Annotated in this window: 8 protein-coding genes; 7 read left to right on the top strand and 1 reads right to left on the bottom strand. The window is 75.4% G+C overall.

Going from position 1 to position 12,122, the window contains the following annotated elements; translation table 11 throughout:
* Positions 1-25: 25 nt before the first annotated feature.
* Positions 26-211 (bottom strand): DUF6104 family protein, encoded by a 186-nt coding sequence (locus ACRRSS_RS29375; protein ID WP_010061466.1) that lies wholly within the window; start codon positions 209-211, stop codon positions 26-28.
* 94 nt (positions 212-305) lie between these two features.
* Here ACRRSS_RS29375 and ACRRSS_RS29370 point away from each other — a divergent pair, with 94 nt between their 5' ends.
* From ACRRSS_RS29370 to fxsT, 7 genes are all read left to right on the top strand, one after another.
* On the top strand, positions 306-821 hold the full coding sequence (locus ACRRSS_RS29370) for a CU044_2847 family protein (protein ID WP_435974073.1): 516 nt from the start codon (positions 306-308) through the stop codon (positions 819-821).
* Positions 818-2,863, top strand: a complete 2,046-nt coding sequence (locus tag ACRRSS_RS29365; RefSeq protein WP_435974072.1) for a trypsin-like peptidase domain-containing protein — start codon at positions 818-820, stop codon at positions 2,861-2,863. Before ACRRSS_RS29370 ends, ACRRSS_RS29365 begins: the two co-directional genes overlap by 4 nt.
* A 121-nt stretch (positions 2,864-2,984) precedes the next feature.
* Positions 2,985-3,995, top strand: a complete 1,011-nt coding sequence (locus ACRRSS_RS29360) for an AAA family ATPase (protein ID WP_435974071.1) — start codon at positions 2,985-2,987, stop codon at positions 3,993-3,995.
* Positions 3,996-4,002: 7 nt separating this feature from the next.
* Positions 4,003-7,224: an SAV_2336 N-terminal domain-related protein gene (locus tag ACRRSS_RS29355; RefSeq protein ID WP_435974070.1), complete on the top strand. Its 3,222-nt coding sequence runs from the start codon at positions 4,003-4,005 to the stop codon at positions 7,222-7,224.
* A gap of 114 nt (positions 7,225-7,338) precedes the next feature.
* Positions 7,339-7,536: a hypothetical protein gene (locus tag ACRRSS_RS29350; protein WP_435974069.1), complete on the top strand. Its 198-nt coding sequence runs from the start codon at positions 7,339-7,341 to the stop codon at positions 7,534-7,536.
* Between the two features lie 138 nt (positions 7,537-7,674).
* On the top strand, positions 7,675-8,973 hold the full coding sequence (locus ACRRSS_RS29345) for an aKG-HExxH-type peptide beta-hydroxylase (protein WP_435974068.1): 1,299 nt from the start codon (positions 7,675-7,677) through the stop codon (positions 8,971-8,973).
* A gap of 58 nt (positions 8,974-9,031) precedes the next feature.
* Entirely contained in the window at positions 9,032-12,052 is a 3,021-nt protein-coding gene (gene fxsT / locus ACRRSS_RS29340; protein ID WP_435974067.1) for an FxSxx-COOH system tetratricopeptide repeat protein, read from the top strand.
* Positions 12,053-12,122: the final 70 nt, after the last annotated feature.

Here is a 12,122-nt window from a genome sequence, read left to right as displayed (position 1 = left end):
GCTCAGGCCCGGGCGTCCTGGCCGGTCACTCGTCCTCGTCGTCCTCGTCGTCCAGACGGGCCAGCCAGGTCGCGAGGCGCTCGACCGGCACCTCGAAGTCGGGGTTGAGGTCGACGAACGTCCGCAGCTGCTCGGCGAGCCACTCGAAGGTGACCTCCTCCTCGCCGCGCCGCTTCTCCAGTTCCTCGATGCCACGGTCGGTGAAGTACATGCGATCAGGATAGGCCGTACCCCTCACGTCCCCTGTCGCCCGTCAGTCCCACCGACTAGCCTTCCCCATCATCGTTTCGGGGAGCGGGGGCGCTGTGACTCACGGGATCGCTCGGATTCGGCTCGACGACGGCACACCGGTGTGGGCCCGGGTCAGTGACGTGCAGGAACTCGGCAGGGGCGGGGGGTTCCAGGACACCGGCGTCAGGGACCGGGTGGTCTCGATGGCCGGCGGGCTCACGGACGTGGTGCGCGGGGTGGTCGGTTCGCTGCGGGCCGGGCTCGACCCGCAGGGTCCCGTGGAGGTCGCCGTCAGTTTCGGCATCGAACTGTCGGCCCAGTCCGGCAAGGTCATCGGGGTCCTCGCGGACGGTGCGGGCAAGGCCTCCGTGAACGTCTCCCTCACCTGGACCGAACCGGGCGCGACAGCCGAACCGCCCGGCCCCCGTCCCGCCCCGATGCCAGAACCGCCCGGCCCCCGTCCCGCCCCGACGCCAGAACCGCCCGGCCCCGCCCCCACACCCGGTCCCGCCCCCACGCCCGAACCGCCCCGTCCCGCGCCCGCGTCCGGGCCGCCCGCACCGGACCCGGCGGCCGACGGGCGCGCATGAGCGCCTACGACGCTCTCGTGCGCCCCGCCCTGGTACGCGTCGCCGCTCCCGGCGGCGGGTATGACCCGCACGGCGACCGGTACTGGGGCACCGGCTTCTTCATCGCCCCCGGCTGGGTGCTGACCTGCGCCCATGTCGTGGCCGAGGGGGGAAGCGCGGTGTGGAGGAGCGAGCCGGCCGTCGGCATCACCTGGGAGGACGGCAAGACCACCCGGGAGACCACCGGCTCCGTCGTGCTCGCCCTGCCCCGCCCCGACCGGCCCGACGACCCGCCCGACCGGTGGGCCTTCCCCGACCTCGCCCTCGTCCGGGTGCCCGGCGCGCAGAAGGCGTCCTGCGTGCGCCTCGGCGAGCGCCCGCCCGTCCCGCCGACCGCCGTCGGACTCCACGGCTGGTCCCGGGAGACGGGCGAGCTCGGCATCCGGCACGTCCACGGCACCCTGATCGGCAGCGACGGCAAGGCGCTGATCACGGACTGGGTCATGCCCGTCGAAGGCTGCTCCGGCGGCCCCGTCGTCGACCACCAGCAGGGCGCCGTCGTCGGCCTCAACAAGGGCCGCGGGCGCGACGGCGGCGCCGTCGTCCCCGTCACCGCCCTGCGCGGTCTGCACGACCTGCCCGGTGGCGAGGTGATGGGCGAGGTGCTGCGCGCCCACGACCGGTACCACCTCGCCCGCTACCGCTCGCTGGACGACCGGCCCGACTGGACCCGTGCCCAGCGGCTGCTCCCCGGCGGCCGGGGCGTCAGCCCGGGGACCCGCACCCAGCTGTACGGGCGGTTCGCCGAACTGCCCGCGCCCACCGCGCCCGGCGAGATCATGGACCTGATCGACCAGGTCAAGGCCTGGATCAGGGACGACGACCTGCCCGACGCCCTGGAGCACGATCCGCGCACCTGGAGCGAGGGCGCCGGCCTCCTGCGCGGTCTGCGGGCGCCCCGCCGGGACGGTGTCCTCGACCTCGACCTGGACGCGGTGCTCCTGTACGCGGCCCATGTCGTCCGGCACGTCGGCGGGCGGTACGGAGAGCGCGCCGACACCACGGGACTCACCCGCTGGATCGTCGACGAGTCGGGCGACGCCGACCGGCACCTCAGGCGCGAGATCGACCGGCTCGTCGGCCCCGGCCGGCCCGCGCCCCTCTCCGTACGCGAACCCCGCCCACGCGGCGACGTCCTCCTGGAGATCGACACCCCCCGCTACGACCGGCGGTACCCGTGGCGGGTCAAGCTCCTCCTGGACGGACAGACCGTCAGCCCGCTCCACCTCGACGACCGGGGCGTCGAGCGGTCCCGCCTCAGGGAGACCCTGCGCGAACCGCTCGCGGACGCCCTGCGGCGCGGCGACAGCGGACCGCACCTGGCCGCCGTGGAGGCGGTGCTGCCGCGTGAGCTCTTCGACGAACCCCTCGACACCTGGCGGCTCGAACCGCCCCAGGGTCCCGACGACGCCTGGGCGCCCACGCTCGGCCAGCGCCGGATCGTCGTCATCCGCGACGCCCGCCGCCACGACCGGGAACCGGCCCCCGAATGGCGCGAGCGCTGGGAGGCGGGGGAGCGCGGGCCGCTCCACGCCACCCCGCTGCGCGCCGAGGCGCCCGGCGCGGGCCAGGACGCCCACACCCCCCGCGTACGCCGGGAGACCTGGGCGGAGACGTACGACCGGCTCCGCGAGGCCGAGGGCGGTGCCGTCCCCGTCTACTGCGGTCACGTGGGCAGCGGCGACGGGCTCATGGCGATGAACGCGGCCCTCGCCGCCGGGCATCCGCTCGCCCTCTGGCGGACCGGCGCCCACGACCACGCCGACTGCGCGGAGTTCCACGAGCGGGCCGACCGGCTGCTCGCCACCGCCCTCACCGCCTGGGGCGTGCGGGGGCCCGTCCGCTCCCTGCGCACCCGCGCGACCGACCACTCGGCGGGGCCCGAGTCGCGGGCCGCGCACGCGTGGGCGGAGACCGTCGCCGTCCTGCTCGACCCGCCCGACCGGCCGCCCCACGGCGGCCGTCTGGAGGCCCCGCCCCTGCTCGGGGAGGGAGAGCAGTGACCGGTGCTGCCACCGGGGCGACGCCTTCGCGATCCGTCCGGATACGGCATCGGCAGGCCCCTTCCCGGGGCGGTACCTTCGACGGGCCCGGCATCGACACCACAGCCAGGAGGAGTCCCTCGTGAACGATTGGCGGATCTACCGTGGTGCCGGTCTTCCGCACGACGAGATACAGCGGCTGCCCGCCCCGCCGCCCTGGCGCGACTTCTCGGCGGGCAGTGCCGACGACACCCTGGCCGGCTCCGACCGGCGGCTCGGCGTCAAACGCAGACTCGTCCAGAACCACCACCCCCGGCCCGCCGAGACCGACGCCGTCAACGCCGCCCTGTACCTGCGGCGCCCGCTCCTCGTCACCGGCAACCCCGGCACCGGCAAGTCCACCCTCGCGCACGCTGTCGCCCACGAACTGCGCCTCGGGCGCGTCCTCCGGTGGCCGATCGTCAGCCGGACCACCCTCCAGGACGGCCTCTACCGGTACGACGCCATCGGGCGCCTCCAGGACGTCCAGCTGGAGCGCGCCCAGGCGGGATCGCCCGCCGCCGCGGCCCCGGCGGGCATCGGCTCGTACATCCGGCTCGGCCCGCTCGGCACCGCGCTGCTCCCCTCCGACCAGCCCCGGGTGCTGCTCATCGACGAGCTCGACAAGAGCGACCTCGACCTGCCGAACGACCTCCTGAACGCCCTGGAGGAGGGCGAGTTCGCCATACCCGAGCTGGAGCGGCTCGCCGACCGGGAGCCCGTCGTCGAGGTGCTCAGCGACGACGGCCGCAAGGTGGCGGTCTTCGGCGGCCGGGTCCGCTGCACCACCTTCCCGTTCATCGTGCTCACCTCCAACGGCGAACGGGACTTCCCCGCCGCCCTGTTGCGTCGCTGCATCCGCCTGGAGCTCGAACCGCCCGGCGAGGAGCAGCTCCGCGCGATGATCGAGGCCCACCTGGGGTCCGAGGCCGCCGCGGGCGACGGGGAGCAGGGCCTCCTCCAGCGCTTCCTCAACCGCGAGCCCGGCGAGGTGATCGCCACCGACCAGCTCCTCAACGCCCTCTACCTGACCCAGCACGCCTCCCGCGCCGAGCGGGTCACCAGGGAACGCATCGCCGACATGCTCATGCAACCGCTCGATCAGCCGAGGTGACGGTCGGATGCACCGGATGCATCTGGAAGAGCTCACCCGCAGACTGCGGGCCGGCGGCCAGGACCCCACCGCCGAGGACATCGCGGACGCCCTCTGGCTGGCCCGATGGCTCCCCGGGCCCTCCCCCGAAGGAGCCGAAGGAACCGAGGAGGCGGAGGGGGCGGAGGAGGCGGAGAGGGCCGAGGGGGCGGCGGGCCCCCGGACCGGCCCGCCGCCGGAGACCGTCGAGGACGGCTCCGACGGCCCCGGCCGCTCCACCGGGCACGGAGACCCGCTCAGGGGCGAGGACGGTTCCCTACGCCCGGACGGCGGCGCCGCCGGACCGGGCGCCGGGCCCACGGGCGCACGGGAGTCCGTCTCCCTCCACATGGCCACCACCGGAGCCGCCGGGCGAACGGGAGCCGCCGGTGGCCCGGGGCGTACCGAAAGGGGCGCGACCCTGCCCGTACGCGCGCCCGGCGCCAACGCCCTCCCCGGCCTCCTCGGCCTCCAGAAGGCCCTCCGTCCCCTGCGCGACCACGCCCGCGCGCCGCTCCGCCCCGGCGAGGGGACCCTCGACGAGGAGGCCACCGCCGAACGCAGCGCCGCCGCAGGCATCCTCACCCCCGTCCTGCGCCCCGCCGCCGGCCGCCGCCCCGACATCCAGCTCCTGATGGACACCGGCCCCGCCATGGTCGTCTGGAGCCGGATGGTCGAGGAACTCCGCCAGGCCTGCCAGCAGTCCGGCGCCTTCCGCGACGTCCAGGTGCACCGGCTGTACGACACCGGCGACGGCCCCCCGCTCCTCACCACCACCTCCGGAGCCGACGGCAGACCCCGGCTGCGCCCCGTCGACCAGCTCCACGACCCCACCGGCCGCCGGTTCACCCTCGTCGTCAGCGACTGCGTCGGACCCCTCTGGCAGCGCGGCGCCGCCCAGCGCTTCCTGCGCCAGTGGCCCCGCCACTCCCCGCTCGCCCTCGTCCAGCCCCTGCCGCCGCGCCTGTGGCCCCGCACCGCGCTCCCCGCCGAACCCGGCACCTTCCAGCGCTCCGCGACCCCCGGCGGCCACACCGTCTTCCGCTCCGACGACGAACCCTGGGGCCCCCTCGCCGCCGGCCGCAGGGCCGTCCCCGTCCTCACCCCGACACCCGAGGCCTTCGCCTCCTGGACCCGGCTCCACACCGGGCACGGCGGCAACGCCGTACGCGGCTGGGCCGCCTGGCTCACCCCCGAACCGGTGGAGTCGCGCGCACCCGCCACCCCCCGCGCCCGGCGGAGCAACGAGGACCTCCTGCGGGCCTTCCGGGCCGGTGCCTCACCCGGCGCGCTCCGGCTCGCCGTCCACCTCGCGGCGGCCCCGCTGACGCTGCCCGTCATGCAACTCGTCCAGCGCGCGATGCTGCCCGACACCGGCCCCATGGAACTGGCCGAGGTCCTGCTCAGCGGGCTCCTGCGACGGCTGCCCGGCCCCACCCCGTACCCCTGCTTCAGCTATCCGCCCGGCATCCAGCAGCACTTCCTCGGCTCACTCGACCCCAGCGCCGCCGCCCTCGTCCTCAAACACTGCTCGGCGTACGTGGAGCGCAATTTCGGCCAGGGCATGCGCAACTTCCCCGCGCTCGCCGCCGCCCGTCTCGCGGGCACCGGCACCGGCACCGGCACCGGCACCGGCACCGGGACCGGCGGCGGGGACGACCCTTCCGCCGCCACGGGCCGGTCCCCCGGCGGGGTCGCGGACCTGCCCGAGGAGACCGACGAACCCCTCGGCCCGGAAGGCCCCGAGACCGAACTCTTCGCCCGCATCCCCGCGCGTGTGCTCCGCTTCTACCACCCCGACCTCGTCACCCCCGACCCGCTCACCGAGGCCCGTCGCCTGCTCGCGCAGGGCCGCGGCCAGTCCGACCCGGCCCTCCTCGCCGGCGCCCGCGAGCGCGCCGAGGCGGCGCTCCCCACCGAACCGGTCGAGGCCCGGATCATCCTCGCCCGCGCCCTGTACGCCGAGGCCGGCACCGCCGCCGCCCGCCGCGCCGGCCGCCGCCCCGAACTCCTCAACCAGGCCGCCGACACCCTCGTACGGGCCGGGGAACTCGCCACCACCGGCGAGGAGTCATGGGCCGAGGCCCGGCTCGACCTCGCCGTCGTCCACCACGCGCTCTGGCGCGACACCGACGAGACCGGCCACCTCGACGCGGCCCTCACCGCCCTCGCCGAGCACGCCGACCGCTGGCCCGACACCGCCCGCCACACCCTCCACCTGCGCCGGGGCCGGCTCCTCCTCGCCCGGGGCGACGGCGACGCGGCGGCCGGCGAACTCACCGCCGCCCTCACCCTCCACGAGAGCGCCGCCGCCCTCCTCGACCTCGCCGACGCCCTGCGGCTCGCCGAGGCCGACCCCGGCCGCATCGGCCTCGTGCTCGACCGCGCCGAACCCCTCCTCGGCGACGCCCGCGCCCTGCGGCTCCGCCTCACCACCGCGCGCGCCCGGCTGTACGACACGGAGGGCGACGGGGCCGCCGCCGACGCCGCGTACGAGGAGGCCACCCTGCTCGCCCCCGCCGACAGCGAGCAGCGCGGCCCGCTCCTGCTCACCTGGGGCGGATCCCTGCTCCGGCGCGCCGCGACCGGCACCGGGACCGCCCCCGTCGACCGGGCCGAAGGGGTCCTGCGCGAGGCCCTCACCCGGCTGCCCGCCGGAGCGCCCGAGCGGGCCCGGGCGCGGACCCTGATCGGCAGCGTCCTCGCGCTCCGCTTCCACCGGGCCGGCTTCCTGCCCGACCTGTTCGAGAGCCGCCACCTGCTGGAACAGGCGCTCCGGGGCACCGGGGACCCGGCGGGCCGCGCCGAAGTGTGGCTGCAACTGGGTCGGGTCAGGTTGGAGTTGGCCGAAACCGCACGGGAGGGAGTGATCGGCGATGCCCTCACCGCGTACCGCAACGCCGAGGAGGACTCCCGTGCCGCCCACGGATCCGCCCCGGGCACCGTCACCGGCGCCCGCGCCCTGCACGCCCAGGGCGCCGTCCTGTTGCTGATGGGCCGGCCGGCACGGGCCAGGGCCGCGCTGCTCGCCGCGACCGAGCGGTGGCGAGGGCTGACGGGGGAGCTGGTGGAGGTCGACTGGAACGACGTCGAGCGGACCCGGGCGCTGCTCGCGGGGGTGGAGGGCGCAGGGGGGCGGGAGGGCGTGCCGCTCACGTCCGAGGAGCGCCGCCGCGTCCTTCCCCCGTGGTGGTTCTGGACGGCTGGATAACGGGGGCGCACATGGGGGCAGTTGAATCGAATGGGTTTCCGGTCTCGTGGCGTCGGGAAGAACCGCCGCACCGCTACGACCGTGGGGGACAGCGTCGGTGAGGAGGAGCCGAGAGTGTTCGAGCACACGGGGTGGGCGACCGGTGGCGGCAGGGCCGCCGCCAGGTCTCCGCATCTGTCCGATCTCGCGGCTGTCGACCTGCGGACCCTGCGGGTCATGGACGACGCCGCCCTCGGGGCGGCGGTGGAGAGAGTGCTGCTCCGTCCCTCGGATCTCGTCCAGTCCTGGCAGGAGGACGAGTCCGTTCGGTGACGGCCGCGGGCCCGCGCGGGACGTCCGCGCGAGGAGACGGCCCGGTGTCCTGACGGGGCGGTCGCCCGGAGTCCGTGCGGGGCGATCGTTTCCGGCCGTATCGACGCCCGGCCGCCGCTCGTCGGCGGGGAGCCCCGGGTGATCGCCGCACCGCCGGACCCGGCGGTCCTCGCCGGTCTCGCCACCACGCGCCCCGGACCCGCCGGGGCGTCCTTCCTCCGCTCCGGGCTGCACGCCCGTCGGCTTCTCCTCCTCAAGACCCTTCTGGTGCGGGTCCAGCGCCACCGCGAGGCGGTGGCGCCCGCCGTGCTGCGCGGCTTCGGGGCGGGCTGGCTCCTGCTCGAACGGGCCGAGCGGGTCCGCCCCGACGTCGTCCGCGCCGTCCTGGACTACCCCACCACCGGCGGCTGGCTCGCCACCGCGCTCACCGAGCCGCTCGGGACCGGCCTCGACCGTCACCTCGCCCACCTCGAACTGCTCGCCGCCACCGCCGCCCTGCGCGCCGGGCTCCCCGTGGACCTGGTGGTCGAGACCCCCGGCGGGGTGCTCCCGCTGCCCGGTGTCGGCCGGGTCGACGCGGGCGGCGCGCGGCGGGTCCGGATCGACGCCCGCTCCCGCTCGGTGCGGATCGGGGCCGAGGACGGCGCGGGCTCCCGCGCCGTGCTCCGCCGCCGGGCGGGCGGCCCCGCGGGGACGCTGACCGGCAGCGGTCCCGGCTGGCGGGGGCTGCGCGCCCTGCCCGGCGGCACGACCCGGCTGGAGGACCTCGACCCGTACCGGCTGCCGCCGGCCATGGGCATCCCGGTGCGGGCCGCGGCGGATCACGCCGACACCGACCACGCCGGCTGGGCCGTCCGCTGGACCGCCGCCCGCGTTCTGCTGCGCGGGACCGACCGGGCCAGGGCGGTGGAGGTGAGCCGCTCGGTGGAGGCCGTCGTGCCGCTCGTCCCGCGCGGGACGAGCTCCGCCGGGGCCACCCTGAGCGCCGCCCCCGGCGCCGTCCTCATGACACCCGCCGCCGGTGCCGCGGACATGGCCGAGACCCTCGTCCACGAGCTGCAGCACAGCAAGCTCGCCACGCTCCACGAACTGGTCCCGCTCCACCGGCCCCACCCGCCGGACCGGGCGGCCCCCACCTACCGGGTCGGCTGGCGCTCCGACGCCCGCCCGGTCGCCGGTGTCCTCCAGGGCGCCTACGCCCACCTGGCGCTCACCGACCTGTGGCACCGGGCGGCTCGGGCCCCGCGCGCCGCCGGAGTGTCGGGGGAGTGGCGCGTACGGTCCGCGCAGAGGTTCGACCATGTCCACGATCAGGTGGCCGCAGCCCTGGCGATCCTGCTTGAATCCGATGAACTGACCAATGAGGGAAGGGAGTTCGCCCGGCAAATGCGGAAGCATCATGCGAGCCTCGGCCCCGGCCGGCGAGCCCTTGGGTAACACTGTGCCCACGGCACATGACACTGCGTTGCGCGTGAGCGGGACGGGAGATGCACACATGGCGGAACAGCGGTCGGGCGGCGCTTCGGCGGACGGCGGTGGCAGAGCCGCTCCCGAACACGTCCTCGTCGTCTTTCCGGGCTACCACCGACCCTGGGCGGCCTGGATCAACCAGCGCCTCGACACCCACGGCGTCCGCGCCACCCTGCAACGCTGGGACCCGCCCCGCGAGATCCCCCTGGAGGACTCGCTCGGCGACCTGCTCCTCGCCCGCGGCCGGGTCCTCCTCGTCCTCGACGACTGGTTCTTCGAACTGGGCCCCCGCGCCTCCGGCGAGTGGAACGACGTCCTGCGCAGCTTCGTCGCCAACCACGCCGACCGCTTCGCCGCCGTCAACCTCACCAACCGCACCCTGCTCCCGGCCACCGCCGTCCTCGAACCCGTCAGCCTCTGGGGCGTCGGCGAGGAGGAGGCCGAGGCCCGGCTCCTCGGCAGGCTCGACATCGAACCGCGCCGTTCCCCCGCCCGGCGGATCGCACCGGCCGCCCTCGTGCGCTACCCCGACACCCCGCCGGACATCTGGGGCGAGGTACCCCGCCGCAACCCCCGCTTCACGGGCCGCGACGACCTCCTCACCGAGCTCCAGGAACGGCTCATGGACGCCGAGCGCGGCAACGCCGCGTACACCCTCCTCGGCATGTCCGGCATCGGCAAGACCCAGATCGCCGCCGAGTACGCCCACCGCTTCAGCTCCGACTACGACGTCATCTGGTGGGTCAGCTCCGACGACCGCAACGTCCAGCGCGACCGCCTCGGCGAACTCGCCGTCGCCCTCGAACTCCCCACCGGCAGCGAGCCCGGCGAACGCATCCGCGCCGTTCGTGAAGCCCTCCGCCGCGGCGACCCGCACGGCCGCTGGCTCGTCGTCTTCGACGGCTGGGACGACATCGAGGGCGTCAACGTCATGCTCCCGCACGGCCCCGGACACGTCCTCATCACCTCCCGCAACCACGGCTGGCGCGAACACACCGACGTGCTCCCGGTCCGCAACTTCGACCGCGCCGAATCCACCGGCTACCTCATGCGCCGGGCCCCGCACATCACCGCCGCCGAGGCCGACGAGGTCGCCGCCGAGTTCGGAGACGTACCCCTGCCCCTCGTCCAGGCCGCCGCCTGGCTCGGAGAGTCCGGCATGGAGGCCTCCGAATACCTGCGCATGGTCCGCGAAGGACGGCTCTCCACCGTCGACGAACCCCGCGGCGGCGACGGCATGCCCAACACCTCCCTCACCTCCTGGTCGATACTGATCAACCGGCTCCGGCGCGCCCAGCCCCAGGCCATCGACATCCTCAGCCTCTGCGCCTCCTTCGCCCCCGGCCGCATCCCCCTCGGCATCGTCCGCGCCCACCCGCAGGCCCCGCTCCCCGAGGACCTGCGGTGGATGGCGACCGACCTGCCCGCCTGGTCCCGGGCCCTCGACACCCTCGTCAACTACTCGGTGCTCACCCGGGAGACCCGCGGGCCCGTCAGCGAGGAGGCCGTACCCCAGCAGGAGTCGGTCCACATGCACCGGCTCGTCCACGACATCGTGTCCCGGCTCACCGACGGCGAGCACCGCGAAGCCCACCGCAAGGCCGTCCGCACCCTCCTCGCCGAGGCCGACCCCGGGAACCCGACCGACAGCCGGAACTGGCCCCGCTACTCCGAACTCCTGCCCCACCTGGAGCCCTCCGGGGCGCTGCGGAGCACCGACCCGCGCATCCAGACCACCGTCCTCAACTGCCTGCGCTACTGCGACCGCAGCGGCGAGTACAAGGCCGGCACCCGCCTCGCCGAACGCATCCGCGGCAGCTGGACCGGGTTCATGGACCCGCTCTCCCCGCACATGCAGGAACTCACCACCGTGGAAGGCGACATCCTGCGCCGCAGCGGCGGCTTCCGCGAGGCGTACGAACTCGACCTCACCCGCCGCAACCTGCTCACCGCGGCCGACCACCCCGACGAGCTCGGCGAACTCAAGTCCAAGATCTGCATCGCCCGCGACCTGCGCTTCCTCGGCCAGTACAAGGAGTCCGAACACCTCCAGCGCGAGGTCCTCGCCGAGGCGCGGACCCTCCTCGGCGAGACCCAGCAGCTCACCCTCGCCGCCCGGCACAACGTCGGCGTCGTCCTGCGGATGCTCGGCCGCTACCAGCAGGCGTACGAGCAGGACGCCGACACCCTCGCCCGCTGCGAGAACATCCTGCGCCCCCACCACCCCTCCACCCTCAACTCCAACAACGCCGTCGCCCAGGACCTCCGGCTGCTCGGCCGCTACCGCGAGGCCCTCGGCCGCCAGGAGGCCAACGTCCGCCTCCATGTGAAGATCCTCGGCGCGCAGCACCAGCAGACCCTCTACGCACGCAGCCAGCTCGCCCTCTGCCGGCGCCGCGAAGGCGGCTTCAAGGAGGACATCGGGGCCGTCATGGCCGGGGTCCTCGACCACCTCGAACAAGCCCAGGGGCGCGGCCACTACCTCACGCTCTCCGCCGTCACCAACTACGCCAACTACCTGCGCGAGCACGGCGACCTCGACCGGGCCCGCGCCCTCATCAACGAGGCCGAGGCCGGCTACCGCGCCCTGCTCGGACCCGCCCACCCCGTCTCCACCGGCGTCCTCGCCAACACCGCCCTGGTGATGCAGGCGGCCGGCGAGCGCACCGAGGCCATGACCATGCTGGAGGCGGCGCTCGCCGGACTCACCGCCGCCCTCGGCCCCGACCACCCCTGGGTCCTCGGCTGCGCCCTCAACGCCACCGCCGCCCGCAACTTCAACGGGCGGGTGTCCGAGGCCGCCGAACTCAGCCGGGACACCCTCCGCCGGGCCCGCCACGTCATGGGCCACGAGCACCCGCTGACCCTCTCCTGCCAGGTCGCGCTCGCCACCGACCTGCGCGGACTGCGCGAGACCGAGGAGGCCGGGAAGCTGGAGGAGGACGCCCTGCTCACCCTCACCAGGACCCTGGGCGCCCAGCACCCCCACACCCTCTCGGCGCGCCAGCGCAACCGCCCGTACTGGGACTTCGAGGCGAACCTCTGACCCGGCCGCGCGTACGCCGGAGGCCCGGCACCCCCTCGCGGGGTGCCGGGCCTCCGTACGTGCTCCGAGG

The sequence above is a fragment of the Streptomyces sp. Qhu_M48 genome, from assembly GCF_051305195.1.
GTDB lineage: Bacteria > Actinomycetota > Actinomycetes > Streptomycetales > Streptomycetaceae > Streptomyces.
Note: the sequence above shows the minus strand (reverse complement) of the source record. Positions and strands in the feature narration are given on the sequence as shown.

Excerpts from the sequence above, each read along its gene's own strand:
- ACRRSS_RS29375 (WP_010061466.1), bottom strand. The coding sequence starts at position 211 with ATGTACTTCACCGACCGTGGCATCGAGGAACTGGAGAAGCGGCGCGGC.
- ACRRSS_RS29365 (WP_435974072.1), top strand. The coding sequence starts at position 818 with ATGAGCGCCTACGACGCTCTCGTGCGCCCCGCCCTGGTACGCGTCGCC.
- ACRRSS_RS29355 (WP_435974070.1), top strand. The coding sequence starts at position 4,003 with ATGCACCGGATGCATCTGGAAGAGCTCACCCGCAGACTGCGGGCCGGC.
- fxsT (WP_435974067.1), top strand. The coding sequence starts at position 9,032 with ATGGCGGAACAGCGGTCGGGCGGCGCTTCGGCGGACGGCGGTGGCAGA.